This is a genomic window from Flavobacterium ammoniigenes, from assembly GCF_020886055.1.
Taxonomy (GTDB): Bacteria; Bacteroidota; Bacteroidia; order Flavobacteriales; family Flavobacteriaceae; genus Flavobacterium; species Flavobacterium ammoniigenes.
Window position 1 is genome coordinate 921631 of sequence record NZ_AP025184.1, and the last position, 21083, is coordinate 942713.

The 21083-nt window shown below is 35.5% G+C and carries 16 protein-coding genes and 1 tRNA gene; 5 read left to right on the forward strand and 12 right to left on the reverse strand.

Going from position 1 to position 21083, the window contains the following annotated elements:
* Nucleotides 1-63 precede the first annotated feature (63 nt).
* From acs to LPC21_RS04160, 10 genes are all read right to left on the reverse strand, one after another.
* Complete coding sequence (gene acs, locus LPC21_RS04115; RefSeq protein WP_229318238.1) at nucleotides 64-1971, reverse strand: acetate--CoA ligase; 1908 nt, start codon at nucleotides 1969-1971, stop codon at nucleotides 64-66.
* Nucleotides 1972-2007: 36 nt separating this feature from the next.
* A complete protein-coding gene (locus LPC21_RS04120; RefSeq protein WP_229318239.1) occupies nucleotides 2008-3906 on the reverse strand; it encodes a propionyl-CoA synthetase in 1899 nt (632 codons plus the stop codon).
* A 27-nt stretch (nucleotides 3907-3933) separates the two neighbouring features.
* Entirely contained in the window at nucleotides 3934-4299 is a 366-nt protein-coding gene (locus LPC21_RS04125; RefSeq protein ID WP_229318240.1) for a response regulator transcription factor, read from the reverse strand.
* Nucleotides 4300-4303: 4 nt separating this feature from the next.
* A complete protein-coding gene (locus tag LPC21_RS04130) occupies nucleotides 4304-7009 on the reverse strand; it encodes an ATP-binding protein (RefSeq protein ID WP_229318241.1) in 2706 nt (901 codons plus the stop codon).
* Entirely contained in the window at nucleotides 7002-7196 is a 195-nt protein-coding gene (locus LPC21_RS04135; RefSeq protein ID WP_229318242.1) for a hypothetical protein, read from the reverse strand. The genes LPC21_RS04130 and LPC21_RS04135 overlap by 8 nt, the downstream gene beginning before the upstream one ends.
* 133 nt (nucleotides 7197-7329) lie before the next feature.
* On the reverse strand, nucleotides 7330-7551 hold the full coding sequence (locus LPC21_RS04140) for a DUF6814 family protein (protein WP_229318243.1): 222 nt from the start codon (nucleotides 7549-7551) through the stop codon (nucleotides 7330-7332).
* A 33-nt stretch (nucleotides 7552-7584) separates the two neighbouring features.
* Nucleotides 7585-9153 carry an MFS transporter gene (locus LPC21_RS04145; protein ID WP_229318244.1) on the reverse strand — a complete coding sequence of 523 codons (1569 nt, stop codon included), beginning with the start codon at nucleotides 9151-9153 and terminating at the stop codon, nucleotides 7585-7587.
* A 37-nt stretch (nucleotides 9154-9190) separates the two neighbouring features.
* On the reverse strand, nucleotides 9191-10456 hold the full coding sequence (locus tag LPC21_RS04150; protein ID WP_229318245.1) for a DcaP family trimeric outer membrane transporter: 1266 nt from the start codon (nucleotides 10454-10456) through the stop codon (nucleotides 9191-9193).
* 107 nt (nucleotides 10457-10563) lie between these two features.
* On the reverse strand, nucleotides 10564-10983 hold the full coding sequence (locus LPC21_RS04155) for an IS1/IS1595 family N-terminal zinc-binding domain-containing protein (RefSeq protein ID WP_229318246.1): 420 nt from the start codon (nucleotides 10981-10983) through the stop codon (nucleotides 10564-10566).
* Between the two features lie 225 nt (nucleotides 10984-11208).
* A tRNA-Phe gene (locus LPC21_RS04160) sits at nucleotides 11209-11281 on the reverse strand.
* Nucleotides 11282-11379: 98 nt separating this feature from the next.
* Between LPC21_RS04160 and LPC21_RS04165 the strand changes: the two genes are divergently transcribed.
* The 4 genes from LPC21_RS04165 to LPC21_RS04180 all read left to right on the forward strand — a co-directional run bounded on the left by LPC21_RS04165 (nucleotide 11380) and on the right by LPC21_RS04180 (nucleotide 16407).
* Nucleotides 11380-12114: a type III pantothenate kinase gene (locus LPC21_RS04165; RefSeq protein ID WP_229318247.1), complete on the forward strand. Its 735-nt coding sequence runs from the start codon at nucleotides 11380-11382 to the stop codon at nucleotides 12112-12114.
* A complete protein-coding gene (gene bamG / locus LPC21_RS04170) occupies nucleotides 12107-13357 on the forward strand; it encodes a BamG family beta-barrel-assembly machinery protein (protein ID WP_229318248.1) in 1251 nt (416 codons plus the stop codon). Before LPC21_RS04165 ends, bamG begins: the two co-directional genes overlap by 8 nt.
* 20 nt (nucleotides 13358-13377) lie before the next feature.
* Complete coding sequence (gene lptC, locus LPC21_RS04175; RefSeq protein ID WP_229318249.1) at nucleotides 13378-13947, forward strand: LPS export ABC transporter periplasmic protein LptC; 570 nt, start codon at nucleotides 13378-13380, stop codon at nucleotides 13945-13947.
* Between the two features lie 363 nt (nucleotides 13948-14310).
* Entirely contained in the window at nucleotides 14311-16407 is a 2097-nt protein-coding gene (locus LPC21_RS04180; RefSeq protein WP_229318250.1) for a peptidylprolyl isomerase, read from the forward strand.
* A gap of 76 nt (nucleotides 16408-16483) precedes the next feature.
* Here the strand turns inward: LPC21_RS04180 and LPC21_RS04185 are convergent, their stop codons facing one another.
* Together LPC21_RS04185 and LPC21_RS04190 are read right to left on the reverse strand one after the other, a co-directional pair.
* Nucleotides 16484-17398, reverse strand: coding sequence for a GYDIA family GHMP kinase (locus tag LPC21_RS04185; protein WP_229318251.1), 915 nt, complete (start codon nucleotides 17396-17398; stop codon nucleotides 16484-16486).
* A gap of 6 nt (nucleotides 17399-17404) precedes the next feature.
* Nucleotides 17405-18721 carry a hydroxymethylglutaryl-CoA reductase, degradative gene (locus LPC21_RS04190; protein ID WP_229318252.1) on the reverse strand — a complete coding sequence of 439 codons (1317 nt, stop codon included), beginning with the start codon at nucleotides 18719-18721 and terminating at the stop codon, nucleotides 17405-17407.
* A 175-nt stretch (nucleotides 18722-18896) separates the two neighbouring features.
* Here LPC21_RS04190 and LPC21_RS04195 point away from each other — a divergent pair, with 175 nt between their 5' ends.
* Nucleotides 18897-21068 carry a S9 family peptidase gene (locus tag LPC21_RS04195; RefSeq protein WP_229318253.1) on the forward strand — a complete coding sequence of 724 codons (2172 nt, stop codon included), beginning with the start codon at nucleotides 18897-18899 and terminating at the stop codon, nucleotides 21066-21068.
* Nucleotides 21069-21083 lie beyond the last annotated feature (15 nt).

The window sequence follows — 21083 nt, forward strand, 5'->3', positions numbered from 1 at the left end:
CAAAAAAGCTACTCCCCGAAAGGAGTAGCTTTTTTTAACTACAATTAACACATTAACTAAAAACTAAATTTTGCCATCTTTGATTTCATCCACAATTTCTGGATTTAATAAAGTGGTAATGTCTCCAAAATTGGAGAAGTCGCCTTCTGCAATTTTACGCAAGATTCTACGCATGATTTTTCCAGATCTTGTTTTTGGTAAACCGGATACGAATTGGATTTTGTCCAATTTGGCAATCGGTCCAATGTGGTCTGAAATATGTTGGTTAATCTCTTTGCTTAAGTTTTCACGGTCGCGGTATTCACCAGATTCTTTTAAGATAACAAATCCGTATAGTGCATTCCCTTTGATATCATGAGGAAAACCTACAATCGCCGATTCAGCCACTGCTGGGTGTTCATTGATGGCATCTTCAATTGGTGCAGTACCTAAATTGTGTCCTGAAACAATTACTACATCATCGACACGACCTGTGATTCGGTAATACCCCACTTCATCACGTAAGGCTCCATCACCGGTAAAATATTTGCCTGGGAAAGCACTAAAATAAGTGTCTTTATAACGTTGGTGATCGCCCCAAATGGTTCTGGCAATACTTGGCCAAGGGAATTTGATACACAAACTTCCAGTTACTTGATTGCCTTCAATTTCATTTCGTTTTTCATCCATTAAAACTGGTTGAATTCCAGGTAGGGGAAGGGAAGCATAGGTTGGTTTTGTTGGTGTTACAAATGCCAAAGGCGAGATCATGATACCGCCCGTTTCGGTTTGCCACCAAGTGTCAACGACAGGACATCTTTTTCCACCAACGTGATCGTTGTACCAGTGCCAAGCTTCTTCGTTGATAGGCTCGCCAACCGAACCAATAACTTTTAATGATTGTAATGGATATTTTTGAACGTATTCAATGCTTTCTTTAGCCAAAGCACGAATGGCTGTTGGTGCTGTATAGAATTGAGTAACTTGGTGTTTTTCGATTACTTCCCAGAAACGACTAAAGTCAGGATACGAAGGAACTCCTTCAAAAATTACGGTTGTCGCTCCGTTCAATAAGGGTCCGTACAGAATGTACGAGTGACCAGTAATCCAACCAATATCGGCAGTACACCAGAAAATATCATTCTCTTCGTAACTAAATACATTTTTAAAAGTGTAAGCCGTATACACCATATATCCAGCGGTTGTATGTACCATTCCTTTTGGTTTTCCTGTAGAACCTGAAGTATAAAGGATAAATAAAGGATCTTCAGCATCCATAATTTCGGCAACGTTGGTGTTCATTGCATCGTCTAGAAGAGGTTGTAACCATTGGTCACGACCGGCTTTCATATTGACGTTGGTGTTGGTTCTTTTGGCCACCAATACTTTTTCAACTGTTGGACATTTTTCTAAGGCTTCGTCCACAATGCCTTTTAAGTCAATGGCTTTGTTACCACGGTAACTTCCATCGGATGTGATGACCATTTTACATTCGCAATCATTGATTCTTGAAGCTACTGCCGAAGCAGAAAACCCTGCAAAAACAACCGAGTGAATCGCTCCAATTCTGGCACATGCTAAAACCGAAACCGCTAATTCAGGAATCATTGGTAAATAAATGCAGACGCGATCCCCTTTTTTGACGCCTTGCTCGCGCAAGACATTGGCCATTTTTGAGACTCGTTCGTACAATTCATTATATGTAATATGAAGCGCTTCTTCTTTTGGATCATTCGGTTCAAAAATGATAGCCGTTTTTTCACCTCTTTTAGCAAGGTGTCTGTCGATACAGTTTTTTGTAATATTGACTTTGGCATTGGTAAACCATTTAATTTCGGCTTCGGCCATATTGAAATCAATTACATTGTCCCATTCTTGGTACCAAGTAAAGTTTTCAGAGGCAATTCGGTCCCAGAATTTTTTAGGTTCACGAATTGATTTTTTGTAATGTTTGAAATATTCTTCTAGATTTTCAATTTTATAATAACTCATGGTATTCTATTTTATATGTTCTAATTCTGTTTATTATTATTTGCTATAACTTCCAATTTTGTATTTTTTTAATACTTCGATAATTTCACCTACAATCTCCTCGTCATCGATAGTAGAAGGAATTTGATAGTCTTCTCCGTCAGTAATGCTTCGCATTAATTTGCGTAGAATTTTTCCGGAACGAGTTTTTGGTAAACGCTGCACAATCACCACATTACGTAGGGATGCAACTGCACCAATTTGTTGGCGCACTAGTTTAACTATTTCTTGTTCCAATTGGAAATGCTCTATGTCTTCTCCGTGTTTGATTACTACCAAGGCCAAAGGAGTTTGTCCTTTTAATTCGTCATGTATTCCAATAACGGCGCATTCAGCCACTGACGAATGCGATGCAACAATTTCTTCCATTTCAGCGGTAGAAAGACGGTGACCCGCTACATTGATTACGTCATCAACACGTCCGGTTATGAAAATATATTCATTGTCATCTTTGAAACCTCCATCACCTGAAAAATAATAACCAGGGAATTTTTCTAAATAACCCGCTTTAAATCTCGGGTTGTCTTTCCATAAATCCAATAAGGTTCCTGGAGGCAATGGTAATTTAATTACTACGTAGCCTTCTTCATTGGGACCCACTTCAGTTCCGTTTTCACTAAAAATTCGAATGTTGTATCCTGGAACTGCTTTTCCAACAGATCCTGGTTTGATAGGCAAATATTCTATTCCCATCATATTGGCAACGATTGGCCAACCTGTTTCTGTTTGCCACCAGTGATCAATTGCTGGAACGGGAATATGTTCTTGGTACCATTCGAGTGTGGCTACATCGCAACGCTCTCCGGCCAAGAATTGAATTTTCAACGAACTCAAATCGTATTTTTTGATAAATTCTCCGTTTGGATCTTCTTTTTTGATGGCACGAATGGCGGTTGGAGCTGTAAACATTACACTTACTTTGTGCTCTTCAATAATTCGCCAGAAAGTACTGGCATCGGGAGTTTTGATTGGTTTTCCTTCGAAAATAATCGTTGTATTTCTATTAATTAGCGGTCCGTATACAATATAACTATGCCCTACAACCCAGCCCACATCAGAGGCAGCCCAAAATACTTCTCCAGGTTTGGCGTTGTACACGTTTTGCATAGAGTATTTTAGCGCAGTAGCATAACCACCCGAATCACGCACGATTCCTTTGGGTTTACCAGTGGTTCCCGAGGTATACAATACATACAAAGGATGAGTAGAATTTAATGGTACGCAATCGGCTTCTTCAGATCCATAAACCAAAGCATCATAATCTACATCGTATTTTTTAAAGGGCACTTTTGCTCCTAATTTTCTGTTAAGAATGATCACTTTTTTAGGTTTGTGCTCAGCCAATTGAATCGCTTCGTCAACTAAAGGTTTGTAAGCAATCAATCGGTCAATTTCAATTCCCGATGAAGCTGTAATAATCGCTCTAGGTTTGCAATCGTCAATTCGGATCGCTAATTCGTGAGGAGCAAATCCCCCAAAAACTACTGAATGCGTAACACCAATTCGCGCACAAGCCAACATGGCAAAGGCAGCTTGCGGAATCATCGGCATATAAATAACGGTGGTATCGCCTTTTTTTAAACCCAAAGATTGCATTCCTCCAGCGAGTTTAGCCACTTCGGTTTTTACTTCTAAGAAGGTGTATTTTTTAATAGTTTGTGTCACAGGCGAATCATAAATTAAAGCGATTTCATCGCCATAACCATCTTCAATGTGTTTGTCTAATGCCAAATAGCATACGTTTAATTCGCCGTCTTTATACCAAAGCGGATATCCATTTTCATCCGAAGATAAAATGGATTCGGGTTTTGTAAACCAACGTATAGCGTCGGCTTGATCTTTCCAGAATGCTTCTGGATTTTCAGTACTTGCGGTATAGGTATCTTTGTAATTCATGGTGATAATTCTGTAAATAAAATGGGACTAATTTTCGATCAATTCATGTACTTGTTCTACTAATTTTTTAGCAGAAAATGGCTTGACGACATATAAATTAGCTCCTAAATTCATCCCTTTTTCAATATCACTTTCTTTATTTTTTGCCGAAAGAAAAATCACTTTGCAATGTGCTAAACGTTCGTCTTTTTTAATTTCTTCTAAGGTGGCATAACCGTCAACCATTGGCATCATAACATCAAGAATGATGACATCGGGTAATTGTTTTTCTAAAATTTCCAATGCTTCTTGTCCATCACGCGCAATGAATACTTCAAAATTATTTTTTTTGAAAGTGTATTCTAAAGCCATTACGATGTTCGGCTCGTCATCTACGATTAGTATCTTTTTCATCTTCTTAGTTGTTTTCGGTTGTGTTGTAGTTGGGTAATGTGAAGACAAAAGTGGCTCCTTCTTTGACATTGTTTTCGGCCCAAATGGCGCCTTTATGATGTTCAATAATTTGTTTGCAAATGGCTAATCCAAGTCCGCTACCAATAGGTTTTTTGACATTTTGATTTCTTGACTGATAGAATTTATCAAAGATGGCTTCAAAATCTTCGCTTTTGATTCCTTTGCCATTATTGTGAATGGTGACGGCAACATTGGTTTCGTTTTCTGTAATTTGAATACGTATTAAACCGTCTGTTTCAGCAGAAAATTTAATTGCATTCGACACCAAATTATGGATGACTTGGATGATGCGTTCTTCATCATAAAAGGCTTTGATTTCTTTGCCGGCATCCTCAAAAACTAGTTGTATTTTTTTATTTGCAATCAGTTGTTTAACGGATTCTAATGTTTTTTCTACTGTTAATGCAATATTATTTCTGGAGAGATAGATCTTCTGTTTTCCTGTTTCGAATTTTTCTAAATCCAATATTTTATCAATCAAGCGATTTAAGCGATCCGATTCAGAAATGATATTTTGCAAGAATTGTTTGCGTACTTCATAAGGCACCTCTTCATCGTCATGTAGTATTTCACTGGCAGCTCTGATGGCTGTAATTGGAGTTCGTAATTCGTGTGTAACCGTGTCTAAAAATTCATCTTTTTGAATATCTTTTTTAACCAGCTCTTCATTGGCCACTTTTAACTGCTCTGATATTTTCTGTAATTCGTTTGAAGTATCAGTCAATTTTTTATTGATGATAATATTTTCTTTGGATTCTTCCAAAATACGTAATAATTCAGGCAAACTTATTTCGTCTTCTTTTACCACACTGGCGATTAAGATTTTGGCGGAAGCCGTACCAATATGTCCTGTCAATAAATTTTCGGCAAATTTGATAAACCGTGCGTCTGCAGTCGCTACATTTTTGTCAATATTGTATTTCAAGTTGAAAATGGACAAGGCGCGTTTGGTTCTTTCTTCTCCAAGAAATCGCAGTAATACTTTTTCGATATCCGAAACATAGGCAGTTCCCTTCCAAACAAATGCATCTTCGTGATTGGTAATGTATTTATCGATATCGACAAACATTTCGGCATAATTACGTTCTCTATAATTACCTTTGAAACTTACAGAAACAGCAGCAAATCCGATGGTATTGAAGAATAAACTCCAAAATAATGCATGCGGAATAGGATCTAAATAATCCAATCCAAATAGCTGAAATGGTTTCAATAATTCGATTCCCCAAGGGCCTTCTTTGAAGAATAAACTAGTCGAATTAGTAATTCCCAAAGCATAAGGGGCAAGTAGGGTGTAGCAACAAATTCCAAATCCAATTACTATTCCTGTAATGGCACCTTTGTTAGATCCTCTTCTCCAAAATAATGCGCCAAAAAAGGCAGGTGCTAATTGCGAAATGATTACAAAGGATACGAGTCCGATGGATACTAATGAGTAATCTAAAATAAAGATTCGATAAATGGCATAGGCCAAAATGATTAATAAAAAGATACCAATTTTCCTACTTCGTACGATTCGATTGTTATTTTTTTCTTGTGATTTATTTCTCAATCTTCCTACAAATCCGTACGGAATTAATAAGTTGTTACTGAGCATAGTCGCTAAGGCAATTGAAGAAACAATAATCATTGAAATTGCCGCTGAAAACCCTCCTAAAAAGACCAGTACAGTAAGTGTATTATTGTTGAAAAATTGGGGAATTAATAAGGAATAGGTATCGGAATTGAATCCTTTTCCTTCAAATAAAATGTTACCGCCCCAGGCGATTGGGAATACAAAAATATTAAACAACAATAGGTACAATGGGAACAACCACATGGCAGTTTTAAGATGTGTTTCTTTGTTGTTTTCTACAATGGATGTGTGGAATTGTCTTGGTAATAAGAAAATAGCAAACATCGATAGGATACAAAGAAAAAACCAGTTGATAGCCTCATTTAAACCTCCGATGGAATTTTTCTTTGCAAAATTTTCTAATCCTGAAGCTTTAGTGTAAATATCATCAAATCCATCAAATACAAAGTAGGTTACATAGATTCCAATAATTAAAAAGAAAACTAATTTTAGTACTGATTCTAATGCGACAGCAGTAACGATACCTCGCCTTTTTTCAGAAGCATCAACATAGCGTGTACCGTAATAAGAGGCAAAAAGTGCTAATGCAATACAGGCATAAGTGGTGGTGTCAAAAAAAATGTTAGAACTGGATTCGGTTTTGGTAACAATATGAAAAGTGTCCGAGATGGACTTTAGTTGCAAAGCAATGTAAGGCACAATACCAAAGATACACACGATGGTAACTAAGGCGCCTAAGAATCTATCATTGCCGTATCTCAAAGAAATGAAATCAGCAATACTAGAAATTTTATTTACTCTAGAAATTCGGATGATTTTTTTCAAAATAATCATCCAAGTAGGAATGATAATTATGGGACCTAAATAAATAGGCAAATAACTTAAACCGGAATTAGCTGCAACGCCAATACTTCCGTAATACGTCCAAGCGGTGCAGTACACAGCTAACGAAAGAGAATAGATGTAGGGATTATTAGTCCATTTGGAATGGTCCCTTTTTTCAGCCCAATAGGCGATATAAAAAAGGATTAGCATGTACAATGCTACAATAAACAAAAGGCCAAAACTACTCATAATATCGTTTAATGATTAGGTAGGTCGTGCCAATTGAAAATATCCAAGCCGAAAATATATAGATGTATACAATTGGAAAACCTAAAAAAGGTTCAGCACTATCAAACAATAACAATAGCGGCATGTTCAACGCTAATACCATTAGCATTGAAAGAATAACCAGCTTTTGTTCGTGTCTTTTTTTCATAAATTGTTCTATACTCTATTTTCGAATTTGATCGTAGTAATATACGAATTGTTATGAGGAATTCGTTGTTTTAAAAATATACAAACGCTGCCAGTAATTGACAGCGATTGCATATTTTAAACTATAAAATGAATTAGTTATCGCTATATTCTCCTGTAAGAGAGTAGTATCCAAAGATACCCAAACCACCTACGATAATCGGTGAAAGAATAAAGGTATAAATAATTGCAGGAATCATATCTTCTGGTTTTCCTGACTCAAATTTTGGAATAGCTTGGTTAATCAATAGATAATATCCAGCTGCAAGACCTAAACCGATCCACACAATCCCTAATAATTTTTTTATTGCGTTCATAATGATGTTTTTTTAAAATTTAAATTAAGCTAATTAGTGTTTGTGAGAAGTGCTTTTACCATCTACATAAATAGCTCCGATAATGAAACAGATGGCTCCAATTATAATTGGGTACCAAAGTCCTTGTAAATACGGTTCAGCTACGGCAACTGCTTGACCAGCTTCTGTTGCTGCATCGTTTGCTTTGGTTGCTGCTGCCACTAATGAAGTAGCTACCGCAGGAAGCAATCCTCCAAAGATACCGTTACCAATATGGTATGGTAAAGACATCGAAGTATAACGAATTTTTGCAGGGAACAACTCTACTAAGAAAGCCGCTGTCGGTCCGTAAACTACAGTCACTAAGAAGATTTGAATGAAAACTAACCAAACCAAAGTCCATTTGTCTGATTCATTTACCACCATTGTTTTCTTAACTTCTACTTTTGGTTTTCCATCATCACCAATTTTAGCTACACCATTTTCTAAAGTTACAGTTTTAACTTCTTTCCAAGTCGCTCCGTCTGTAAATTCTTTGGTTGTTGTATACACTGAATCTAGTGCTTTTGCTTTGTTTTCTTTTGTCTCAGCAAGAACTACTGTTTTTGCTTCGATTTCAGTTTTATTTTTGATGCTTGTAGTTTCATACATTGCTCTATAAATAGGTCTGTAGGCCACAACGGCAATCAAAATACCAGCAAGCATTAACCATTTTCTACCAATTTTATCAGAAATCCATCCGAAGAATACAAAGAAAGGAGTAGCCATTAAAATTGCATACATCATAATGTCTCCCACTTGATCAGAAAGACCCATTACTTTTTCAATAAAACTCATAGCGTAGAATTGTCCAGTGTACCAAACTACACCTTGACCCATTACGATTCCAAATAAAGCTAACAATACAAATTTAAAGTTCAATTTGTTGCCAAAACTTTCTTTCAATGGATTTTTAGACGTTTTTCCTTCTGCTTTTACTTTTGCAAATTCAGGAGACTCGCTCATGTTTTTACGAATTAAGTAAGAAACTAGAATCATTAAGATAGATACCCAAAACGGAACTCTCCATCCCCAATCTTCAAAGGCTTCTTTGGACATAGCGCTTTTTGTAGCCATGATTACCATAAGAGAAACAAATAGACCAATTGTAGCTGTAGTTTGAATCCAAGAAGTCCAATATCCTCTTTGACCTGGTCCAGCATGTTCTGCTACATAAGTCGCAGCACCACCGTATTCCCCACCAAGAGCAAGACCTTGAAGTAAACGTAGAACCAATACTAAGGTTGGTGCCATAAATCCAATAGTTTCATAACTTGGGATACATCCAATTAAGAAAGTAGCTCCCCCCATTAATACTAAAGTAACCATGAACGTATATTTACGTCCGATTAAATCGCCTAGACGTCCAAAGAATAAGGCTCCAAAAGGACGCACAACAAAACCTGCAGCAAATGTTGCCAAAGTAGATAAGAAGGCAGCAGTTGGATTGTCTGAAGGGAAAAATTTAGTTGAAATAATAGTAGCTAAACTACCAAAGATGTAAAAGTCATACCATTCGATCATGGTACCTACTGAAGACGCTCCAATTACGGTCCATAAGGAGCTTTTTTTGTGTTGATTCATAATATAATTGTTTTTTGGTTTGGTTAATTAATTGTTATTAAAAGGTGTATACACAAGATACCATTGTTCTAAAGTTGCTTACGTTAGTTAAAGCACCTGTTGCTTTTCCATACGAATCTGAAGCACCCCAATCAGCTGAAGTCAATTCCAACTCTGGAGTAATTCTAAATTTATTTTTCTTAAAGTCAATACGTCCAGATACTCTCCAAACATTATCAACCATTCTAGCGCCATTTACACCAATTCCTCTTCCGTAAGCCACGGTTCCGACTTTGTCAGCTCCATTGTTTTGTGATCTTCCGAAGAAAATTCCAGGAGCCACTGATTTTCCATTACTAGCAATGTCTATCCAAAAAGCAGATGTTTTGGTAGCCTCATAAGATTCGATCCCATTTGCAGTTGAACCAATGTATCCTCCTAACATGACCATGTTGAATAAGTTGCCACCTGAAATACCATACGCTTTAATAGTGATATTGTCGTTAGCATATTTTCCATATCCAAAAACCGATGTGCTGTTTGCTTTTTCTGTAGAGTTTAATTTTGAAGCGCCAGTTAAACCATTGTCTGTTCTTGGTTGTAGTGATTTAATTTCAACACCGGCACCCATAAATAGATTTTTACCTTTGTATTGTAGTTGGGTATTGATAGAAGGAATAGCCGAGTTAATCGAAGCTGAATTTTGTGTTCCAGGTCCAGAAGTAGTAAACTCACGTTCTTTGTAGGCAGTAAAACTAATCGAAAGGTCTTTACTTAAGTTTTGTTTCAATTTCACTTGAGAAGCCCATCCAAAAGGATTGAACATAATTCCGGTACTAAAATTGGCTACCCCAGGAAAAACCTCTGGAATAAAAGTAGGGTACCAAGTTTGTCCCATGGTTAAGGAAGTTTTTTTCCAATCTAATTGTGCATAGGCATGACGCAAACGCAACATTCCAATTGATGATCCTTCAAAGTTTCCGAAGAAATCACCTTCAAGAGTCCCACTTACTTTGGCACCCCATACATCTGGGCCTTTAACTTTAACGCCTAAACGAGATACAACAGATAAAAAGTTAGATTGTCCAACAGCGTTAGCATCTTTCCCGTCACCTGCATTTATTGATTTATCTAAAGGGTATAAATTCAAATGGTCTTCTCTTACTTGAGCTGATTTTCGGGTGTCCCACATATAATCAGTTCTTACAAATCCGTACCAAGTGATACTGTAGTCATTTGCTACAGGCGCTGGTGCGGCTGGTGTTTGTGAATATCCTTTAAAAGAAGCTACAGCAGCTAAAAGGAGTAAATAACGTTTTTTCATAATAATTTTTTGGTTTGGTTAGTAAAAGGGTTAGTTTTCACACTGCCAAATTGATTTATTTTTGGAATAAAAAAAATTATTATATATTTTTATGTAAACTACTATAGTTAATCTTTAAAACGCTCCCATTTTATAAGCATAAACTTGTCTCCAAGTTCGGTTATTATCATCCCGGCTCCAGAAAGTAAATCTTTGTTTTTTAGGTATTCTACCAATTCTAAATGATTAAAAATCTTATAAGTAGGGTGGTAATTGGTTTGAGATGGTTTTTTGATATTAAAACTTTTTACCCAATTGCTTATCGTAACGTGTGACACCCCGATAATCCGTTCAATTTCGCGAAAACTCAATCCTTCTAAATACAATTGTAATGCTTTGGTAACATAGTAATTGTCTATCTTTTTACCTATTTTGTTTACTGTAAAAAAATAGTTGCATTTTTTGCATAAATACCTTTGTTTGTTGTTGATGATACCACTTTTAATGATGTGATTATTTTGGCATTTTGGACAGCTTACAATTTCCATATATATAAATTTTGCATAAATATAATAAATTAGCAAATATGACAATTATAATTCAGCAATAAATTGCAATAAAAATTACAAACCCTTTAGTTTTATTGAATAAATTATGGATGATTGATAACGTAATCTGTAATTATAAAAAAAAACTACAGGAAAGAAGGATGTCGGCAAACAATTTTTGCTAAAGAATACAAACAAAAAACCCACTCGTTTGAGTGGGTTTCGTGGTACCTCCAGGGATCGAACCAGGGACACATGGATTTTCAGTCCATTGCTCTACCATCTGAGCTAAGGTACCTTGCTAATGCGGGTGCAAATATAGAATCATTTTTAATTTATCCAAAACAAATATTAAAAAAAATCAATTCGTACCTTCGCGGGGTTAAATTAAACAATATGATTCTAACTATTGATGTTGGGAATACTCGAATTAAAGGTGCTGTTTTTGAGAACGATACCTTAATAGAGCAATTTCATACTGAGCCAAGAGCAATGCAAAATGCAATTGAAAGTATTTTATTAAAATACCCTAATGCTTCTGATTTGGTGGTGGCCAATGTGGGTAATTTTGATAAAAATGACTTTTTAGCTTTTTCTAATCGGATTGCCATTCATTTTGTTTCGCATTCGGATACGTTTCCATTTTTAAATGCCTATGCTACACCAAATACCTTAGGAATTGATCGTATGGTTTTGGCAGCAGGAGCCACCTTGCGTTATCCAAATCAAAATCGGTTAATAATTGATGCAGGTACCTGTGTCACCTATGATTTTATTAGTCAAGATGATGTATATTTAGGAGGTGCTATTTCTCCTGGATTGCGTTTGCGCTACCAATCACTTCATAACTTCACTGCTTCATTACCACTTTTGGATTCAGAATGTCCAGATTATTTTATAGGAAATTCAACGGCTAATTCTATTCACTCTGGTGTAGTCAATGGATTGGCACATGAAATTGATGGCTTCATCGAAGAATACCAAAGTCGTTACCCAAATTTTATCATAATTTTAACGGGCGGAGACGCAGAATTTTTGGCTAAACGATTAAAAAATACCATATTTGCCAATTCAAATTTTCTTTTAGAGAGTTTGAACCAAACCTTTCAATATAAAATCAAAAATGATTAAAAAATTTATACTAAGCGGTTGTTTGTTATTTTCACTAGTATCCTTTGCCCAACAAGGTACATCTTCTCCGTATTCCTATTTCGGAATTGGAGATGTTAGGTATAAAGGTACTGCTGAAATGCGCTCAATGGCTGGAATTGGTGTAGAGCAAGATAGTATCCATCTTAATTTAGATAATCCTGCAAGCTTTGCGAATCTTAAACTGACTGTTTTGTCAGTAGGAGGAAGTTATGCTACTAATAAATTAAAAACATCAACCCAATCAGCAAGCACCCAGAGATCTACTTTAGATTATTTAGCAGTTGGATTGCCAATGGGAAAATTAGGTTTTGGTTTTGGTTTGATTCCTTACTCTTCGGTGGGCTACAAAGTAGAATCAATAGCAACAGATGTTAGTCAAAATAGTAAACGATTTGATGGGACAGGCGGTTTAAACAAAGTTTTCTTGGGTGTTGGTTATAAAATAACTCCTTCATTAAGTTTAGGAGCAGATATGCATTACAATTTTGGTAAGATAGAAACATCAAGTTTAGAATTTTTGTCGACAATTCCTGTTGGAACTAGAGAAATGAATTCTGCAGTTTTATCAGGATTTAATTTTAATGCAGGCTTGATGTATCAAACCAAGATTAGTACAAAAATGAATTTGTATTCTAGTTTAAATTATTCATTAGAGAGTACTATAACATCCAATAACACTAGTAATATTGCTACCGTATTAATTGATGGTGATTTCAACACCTCTGTAGTAGATGCTGCTGATGATGTCGTTCAAACGGCATCTATGATTACACCAAGTAAATTAACTTTCGGACTTGGTTTTGGTGAATCCAAAAAATGGATGTTAGGCGCTCAATTTAGTTCAAGAAATGCAGCTCAATGGGGAAATACGTATAATTCATTCTCCAATTTGTCATTTGAAAAATATCAAAAAATCAGCCTAGGGGGTTACTTTATACCTAATTACAATTCTTTTACTAGCTATACTAAACGATTAGTATACAGAGGAGGATTTAAATTTGAAAAAACGGGTTTAGTGATCAACTCACAATCCATTAATGATGTTGGTCTTACCCTTGGAATTGGTTTTCCTGTAACAGGATCTTTTTCAAATGTTAATCTTGGGTTTGAGTTAGGTAAAAAAGGAACTACTACTACTAATTTAGTGCAAGAGAATTATGCTAATTTCAGTTTAAGTTTGTCTTTGAACGACAAATGGTTTGAAAAAAGAAAATTCAATTAATTTTTTAATTTCTTTTTATTGTGTTAGATCGAATCAAAGTATTCTCCAATAAAAAAAGGTACAGCTTCCTTGTTGTATTCTTTGTAATTGGAATACTTGTGGGGTGTGAAAGCAATCTTAAGGACATTCAAAAAGACAATTTTTCCGATTTTGTTCCTAGCAATAATGCAGATGAAGTCCATTTAAAATATACTGATTCTGGAAGAATTACCGGAATTTTAGTAAGTAAGAAAATGTTGGATTATGCTGTAGTCGACTTTCCGTTTACTGAATTTCCAAAAGGAATCCACGTTACCTTATTTGACAAAAACGCAAAGAAAACAGTGGTGACTTCCAATTATGCGATATCCTATAAGCAAACCGGAATTATTGATTTGCAAGATAAAGTGAAAATCGTATCAGACGATGGTCAAATACTTGAAACCCAACAATTGTATTACGATCAAAAAAACGCTTGGTTTTTTACCGAAAGGAAATATAAATTTAGCTCTCCAAAAGGAGTTTCTAATGGACAAGGAATTGATTTTAGTAAAGACTTTAAAGTAATAAATTCACAAAGAATAACTGGCGAAGTAGATTCGGCCGACTAACACCTAACTCATATGATGTATCTTAAATACACCCCTTATTTGTACCTAATTTTAGGAATTTATTTGATCATTAATTCCGTTATGAATTGGAATAACCCCGCCGAAAATTCGCAATTAACTTTACTTTTCGCTGCAATCGCCATTTTTTTATTTGGGTTTAGATTACGCTATGCGAAACGATTTGAAGCCCGAAAAAACAATAGAACCGAACAATAAATAAAAGAAGAATAGTCGAAAATAGTGCTAGTCGATTGTTTTTATTTAGAAATTCGAAAAAACTTTCAAAATAAAACGTTACTAGTATAATTATTAATTAGATAATTGTATTTTCGCAAACTGAATATAAAATAAATTACAATAAAAATGGCAGTTTTAGCAAAAATTAGAAAACGTTCCGCATTATTAATTAGTGCAATCGCACTTGCTTTATTTGCGTTTATCATTCAAGATTTGATTGGTAAAGGGGGTATTGGACAAGATTCAAAAGATGTAGGAACTGTTAATGACAAAGATATCTCGTTTGAAGACTTTCGAGTTAAAGTAAGTAATGTAGAAAAAAGTGGGCAAGGAATTACTGCTACCCAAGCAGCAAATCAAGTTTGGGATCAAGAAGTTTCTATTGCTTTGTTGACTTCTGAGTTCGATAAATTAGGTTTAAGAGCTGGAGAGAAACACTTAATTGAAGTGCTGAAAGCAGATCAAAATATTGGAAGTAATCCGATGTTTTTAAATGCAGCTGGGTTATTTGATTTGGCTAAATTCAAAGAATATTTCAAAGCCAATCCTGAGCAAGCTCAGTTCTTACAAGAAAGAGAGAAATCAGCTGAATTGAATGCTAAATTTCAAATGTACAATACTTTAGTAAAAGCAGCTTTGTACACTACTGAAGCTGAAGGGAAATTGAAATATGAAATGGAAGCTAACAAAGTAAACTTTGCTTATGTTGCTGGATTATATTCAACTATTAAAGACAGTCAAGTAAAAGTTACTGATGCTGAGATTGTAGATTTCATGAAGAAAAATGAAAAGAAATACAAAGCAGATGAGTCTAGAGAAATCGAGTACGTATTATTAGAGGATAAAGCATCAGCACAAGATGAAGCCGATGTAAAAGCTAAAATTGTAGCTTTATTATCTGGATCAGTAGTTTATAATGCTAAAACAGCAAAAAATGATACTGTAGCTGGTTTTAGAACTGCTGCAAATGCCATTGACTTTGTCAACTCTAATTCAGATGTTCCTTACGATTCTACTTTTATTGCTAAGAAAAGTTTGCCAGCAACTGATGCTGATCAATTATTCAATTTAGCACCTGGTGCTGTTTATGGACCTTACAAATTTGGAAATTACTACTGTATTTCTAAATCATTTGGTAAAAGAGCCAATGTAAATGTAAAAGCGAGTCACATCTTGATTAGCTATGAAGGAACTCAAGTATCCAACAAAAAAGAAAAAAGAACTAAAGAACAAGCATTGGCTAAAGCACAAGCTATCTTAGCTCAAGTAAATGCCAATCCTGATAGTTTCATGATGTTGGCCTATTCTAACTCTGACGATTCTTCTTCACAACAAGGAGGTGATTTAGGTTATTTTGGTCCTAACGAAATGGTAAAACCATTCAATGATTTCGTTTTTGGAAATCCAATTGGAAAAGTTGGATTGGTAGAAACTCCTTTTGGATTTCATATCATCAAAGTTACAGATAAACAAGACGGAGTTCGTTTAGCTACTGTGGCTCAAAAAATCGAACCATCAGAAGCTACTTCAGACAAAATCTTTACTCAAGCTACTCAGTTTGAAATGGATGCGGCCAATAAAGATTTTGCTCAATTGGCTAAAGAAATGAAATTGACGGTTGCTTCTCCAGTTACTGTTACTGGTATGGAAGAAAACTTTGCCTCATTGGGTAACCAAAGAGCTATCATTAGATGGGCATTTGAAGACGATTCTAAAGTAGGCGCAATCAAACGTTTTGAGTTGGCTAATATTGGTCACGTAATTGCACGAGTTAAATCAATTGATGATTCAGGATTAGTACCAGTTTCTCAAGCAAGAGCTTATGTAGAACCAATTCTTAAAAACAAGAAAAAGGCAGAGTTGATCAAAGCAAAAATGACAGGTTCTTCATTAGAAGCTATTGCGAAAGCAAATGCTGCTAAAGTAGAACAAGCGGCTAATATTACTATGGAAAACCCAGTGTTTGGTTTAGTAGGTGCAGAGCCAAAAGTTGTAGGAACGGCTTTTTCATTAGCAACTAATAAAGTATCTGCTCCAATCGAGGGAGTAACAGGGGTATATGTTGTAAAAAATCTAAGCACTGTAAAAGCACCAGCGTTGAAAAACCATACAGCTTACGTAGCTAAATTAAAACAACAAACGGCAAATGATGCGGGTAGAATTCTTCCTGCTTTGAAAGCCAATGCTACTATTGAAGACAATAGAAGTAAGTTCAACTACTAAGTAGTAAAACATAGATATAATAAAAGCCAAGACATTGTCTTGGCTTTTTTATGTTGTAAACTTTACAGAATGAGTATCACAAAATCATATCGTCATACGCAATCACCGTTTCGTATCCTTTGTCAATAAAATACGAACTAGGATTTTCTTTCGAAACGACTAAAACAAAATCACCTCCCCATGCGCCTAAACTTTTGATAGCGCCATCAAAGTCAGGGAATAAAGCGGCTTTTACAGTTTCGGTGTTTAATATAGAACTTAAAAGAACTTCGTGTTGATTTATTATACGAGTGAAGGATTCTAAATCTGTTGTTAGAATACAATCAGTTGTTAGTGCATTGATTGCCTCAATATTTTGCGATAACTGAGCAGTTTTGTTAAAATGATAATCTGCTATGGCCGATTTACTATTGCGTTTTTGGTTCAAATACACAAAATAGATGTATTGAGCGAATTCCGGCTCGAAAGCTATTTGTTCTACATTCGGGTTCCCATTTATAATAGAATAGGTTATAGGAGTGTTGTTTTGCGCACAAGCAATGTCGTAACCGCTACCGCCAAAACTTTTGTTCAATAATTCGAAGGCGTCTATTTGAAACCATTGCGCAATATTATTAATTAAAGTAGAGGAAGTACCCAATCCCCAATTTCTAGGAAAACTCAATTGAGTAGTAATGGCAAATCCATTTGAATTAGTTAACAAATCAGGATTCATTCTATTAGCTACTTGTAAAATTCTAATTAGAGTCCCTTTGACTGATTCGGGAGCAATAGTATTTGTTGCTGTAATTTCGTCAAACGAAAGAATTTCTTCAAACCAAATACTTCCATCGGCATCATAGCTTTTCCAATGAATTGTTTCAGTGTTCGTGGATTCTACACTAAGATTTTGTCCCATTTTGGTGGGCAAAGCCAAACCTTTGGCACCGTCTAAAATGAGGTATTCCCCTGTGATTAACAATTTGCCGTTACTGTAGAAAGTCTGTTGCATTCTAATTTAATTTCTCAATTGATTCATCAAATCTACCACGGCGCTATGCGAAACCGTTTGATTTTTAAAATGATTTCGTACTGCAATACGCTCGTCTTCTGTAGCGTCAAATTGGTTCAAAATATTATTCAAATGCATTTTCATATGGCCATCCTGAATGCCTGTTGTGGTCAAAGATCGCAAGGCAGCAAAGTTTTGGGCTAAGCCCGCAACAGCCACAATTTGCATTAATTCTTGGGCAGATGGTTTTTCTAACATTTCCAAGGCTAGTTTTACCAAGGGGTGTAACGAAGTCAATCCGCCGACTGTTCCTAAAGCTAATGGAATTTCCATCCAAAAACTAAAAACTCCATTTTCTATTTTTGCATGAGATAAACTAGCATATTGTCCGTTGCGCGAGGCATAGGCATGAACTCCGGCTTCAACCGCTCTAAAGTCATTTCCGGTTGCCAAAACAACGGCATCAACCCCATTCATAATTCCTTTATTGTGCGTTACTGCACGGAAAGGCTCAACTTCGGCAATGCGAACGGCTTGCACAAATTTTTCTGCAAACTCTTGCGGATTTGTTATGTGTTTTTCTTTTAAGTCGGCGATAGGACAGGAAACTTCGGCACGAACTAAGCAATTCGGAACATAATTGGACAAAATGCTCATTACGATTTGAATGTCTTTTTCGGTTTCCGAAAATAATTCATATCCGCTAGCTTTTTCCTTTAAGGTTTTGGCAAACTGCTCCAAACAAGAGTTGATAAAATTGGCTCCCATACTATCCTTGGTTTCAAAACTCACATGAAGTTGATAGTAATTCGGGATGACATCGGTTTTGTCTTTTAAAATAATATCCAGGATTCCGCCACCACGGGCTTGCATGTTTTTGGTAATGCTTTCGGTTTCTGTAAACAAATCATTCTTGATTTTTGAAAAGAAAGCATTCAGTTTTTCTGTTGCTCCATTAAAAATAAAATGGACTTGTCCAATTTTTTCAGTGTTGATCACTCGGGTTGTAAATCCACCACGGGTGGACCAGAATTTAGCCGCTTTGGAGGCGGCAGCAACCACCGAACTTTCTTCGATAGCCATCGGTATGGTTTTGAATTTTCCGTTGATCAAAAAATTGGGTGCTACACCCAAAGGGATGTAGAAATTAGAAATCGTATTTTCGATGAATTCGTCGTGTAGTTTTTGGATTTTTTCGTCTGAATTCCAATAATTTTTCAATACTTCGATTGCATTTTCAGGAGTTGAAAAATAAGTTGTTGCAATCCAGGCTATTTTTTCTTCTTTGGATAATTTTGAAAATCCGCTTACGGCTTGGTTCATTCTCAATCGATTAAATAATTCAGTTACAAAGATACACTTTTCGACCTTTTCTTTAGTATTGCTATGCCGTCAATAAAAATAACTACTAGATTTACCATAACATTTAACAACTCAAATGTGAAATTATTGTAAAATTTTCACTAAAATTGGGGGCTGTTAAAACCAAATTAAAACTATGAAATTAAACGTATCCTTTGTGCTGTTTTTTCTATGCACAATATCCCTTTTTGGACAACAAAAAATTACTGTTGAAGACATTTATTCAGGGGCTTTTAGAGCCAAAGGAATGGACGAATTACAGTCCATGAAAAATACTAACCAGTATACGGTGTTGAATTATGATGCAGCTTCAAGAAGCATGCAAATTGATTTATTTGACTTTGCTACCTTGAAAAAAGTAGCTACACTGATCGATACAAAAAGTCATACAGTATTAGCAGACGGAATAGATAGTTATACTTTTTCACCTGATGAAAACTCAATTTTGATTGCGAATAATACCAATCAAATTTTCCGTCACTCGTTCACGGCCGATTATTATTTGTATGATACAACCAACAAAAAAGTATCCAAAGTATTCGACTTCCAAGTACAAGAGCCTACTTTTTCGCCAGATGGTAAAAAGATAGCCTTTGCAAGAGATAATAATTTGTACGTATTCGATATCGCGAGCAAACAAATTACTGCCATCACCTCCGATGGGAAAAAGAACAGTGTGATTAACGGAATCACCGACTGGGTGTATGAAGAAGAATTTGCGTTTGTACGCGCTTTTGATTGGAGTAAAGACAGTAAAAAAGTAGCCTACATTCGTTTTGACGAAAGTCAGGTTCCTGAATTCTCGATGTCTATGTTTAAAAAGGATTTGTATCCAACAGTGGAAACGTTTAAATATCCAAAAGCAGGGGAGAAAAATTCAGAAGTTTCATTGCATATTTATGATGTTGCTTCCAAAGGAACTCAAAAAGTAAATCTATCTCAGTATACTGATTTTTATATAGCTAGAATGCAATGGACGAATGAGAATAATGTGCTTTCGGCTCAGGTATTGAATCGCCATCAAGACAATTTAGATCTATTGTTTATAGATGGTAATTCAGGAGCTGCCAAAGTAGTGCTGAACGAAAAAGACAAAGCGTACATTGATGTAACAGACAACTTGACTTTCTTGAAAGACAATAGCTTTATTTGGACCAGCGAAAAAGACGGTTTCAACCATATTTACTTGTATGATAAAACCGGAAAATTAAAAAATCAAGTAACCAAAGGCAATTGGGAAGTAACCAATTACTATGGTTTTGACGAAAAAACCAATACGGTTTTCTATCAATCAGTAGAAAATGGTTCGATTAATAGAGATATCTACAGCATCAACTTGAACGGAAAAAACAAAGTACGTTTGTCTAAATCTACCGGGACTAATGCGGCCACTTTCAGTCCGAATTTCCAATATTTTATTACGACTTTCTCTAGTGCTACTCAGCCTACAACCTACACCTTGAATGAGGCTAAAAAAGGAGCTCAAGTGCAAGTGATTGAAAACAACGCGGCATTGGCTTCGAAATTAAAAGGCTACAATTTACCTTCTAAAGAATTCTTTGTTTTGAAAACAGCTAAAGGGAATGAATTGAATGCTTGGATTTTGAAACCCAAAGATTTTGACCCCAATAAAAAATACCCTGTTTTTATGTACCAATATTCAGGTCCAGGTTCGCAACAAGTGAATAACGATTGGAATTCGAATGATGATTATTGGTTCCAAATGTTAGCACAACAAGGTTATATTGTGGCTTGTGTGGATGGGCGCGGAACCGGATTTAAAGGGGCTGCTTTCAAAAAAGTAACTCAAAAAGAATTAGGTAAATACGAAGTAGAAGATCAAATAGATGCAGCTATAGTTATTGGAAATTATCCTTATGTAGATAAGAATAGAATTGGTATTTGGGGTTGGAGTTATGGAGGATTTATGGCATCAAATTGTCTTTTAAAAGGCGCAGATGTTTTTAAAATGGCTATTGCTGTGGCTCCAGTAACTAACTGGCGTTTTTATGATAGTATTTATACAGAACGTTATATGCAAACACCTCAAGAAAATGCAAGTGGTTATGACGAAAATTCGCCAATCAATCATGTAAATAAATTAAAAGGAAAGTTCTTGTTGATTCACGGATCTGGTGATGACAATGTACACGTTCAAAATTCGATGCAAATGATAGAAGCATTGATACAAGCGAATAAACAATTTGATTCTCAAATTTATCCTGATAAAAACCATGGTATTTATGGTGGTAAAACCAGAATTCAGTTGTTCAATAAAATGACGAATTTTATTAAAGAAAATTTATAAAAATAACCAATACTT

Excerpts from the sequence above, each read along its gene's own strand:
- LPC21_RS04180 (WP_229318250.1), top strand. The coding sequence starts at position 14,311 with ATGGCAGTTTTAGCAAAAATTAGAAAACGTTCCGCATTATTAATTAGT.
- LPC21_RS04125 (WP_229318240.1), bottom strand. The coding sequence starts at position 4,299 with ATGAAAAAGATACTAATCGTAGATGACGAGCCGAACATCGTAATGGCT.
- LPC21_RS04140 (WP_229318243.1), bottom strand. The coding sequence starts at position 7,551 with ATGAACGCAATAAAAAAATTATTAGGGATTGTGTGGATCGGTTTAGGT.
- LPC21_RS04145 (WP_229318244.1), bottom strand. The coding sequence starts at position 9,153 with ATGAATCAACACAAAAAAAGCTCCTTATGGACCGTAATTGGAGCGTCT.
- LPC21_RS04185 (WP_229318251.1), bottom strand. The coding sequence starts at position 17,398 with ATGCAACAGACTTTCTACAGTAACGGCAAATTGTTAATCACAGGGGAA.
- acs (WP_229318238.1), bottom strand. The coding sequence starts at position 1,971 with ATGAGTTATTATAAAATTGAAAATCTAGAAGAATATTTCAAACATTAC.
- bamG (WP_229318248.1), top strand. The coding sequence starts at position 12,107 with ATGATTAAAAAATTTATACTAAGCGGTTGTTTGTTATTTTCACTAGTA.
- LPC21_RS04195 (WP_229318253.1), top strand. The coding sequence starts at position 18,897 with ATGAAATTAAACGTATCCTTTGTGCTGTTTTTTCTATGCACAATATCC.
- LPC21_RS04150 (WP_229318245.1), bottom strand. The coding sequence starts at position 10,456 with ATGAAAAAACGTTATTTACTCCTTTTAGCTGCTGTAGCTTCTTTTAAA.
- LPC21_RS04155 (WP_229318246.1), bottom strand. The coding sequence starts at position 10,983 with ATGGAAATTGTAAGCTGTCCAAAATGCCAAAATAATCACATCATTAAA.
- LPC21_RS04120 (WP_229318239.1), bottom strand. The coding sequence starts at position 3,906 with ATGAATTACAAAGATACCTATACCGCAAGTACTGAAAATCCAGAAGCA.
- LPC21_RS04190 (WP_229318252.1), bottom strand. The coding sequence starts at position 18,721 with ATGAACCAAGCCGTAAGCGGATTTTCAAAATTATCCAAAGAAGAAAAA.
- LPC21_RS04130 (WP_229318241.1), bottom strand. The coding sequence starts at position 7,009 with ATGAGTAGTTTTGGCCTTTTGTTTATTGTAGCATTGTACATGCTAATC.
- LPC21_RS04135 (WP_229318242.1), bottom strand. The coding sequence starts at position 7,196 with ATGAAAAAAAGACACGAACAAAAGCTGGTTATTCTTTCAATGCTAATG.
- LPC21_RS04165 (WP_229318247.1), top strand. The coding sequence starts at position 11,380 with ATGATTCTAACTATTGATGTTGGGAATACTCGAATTAAAGGTGCTGTT.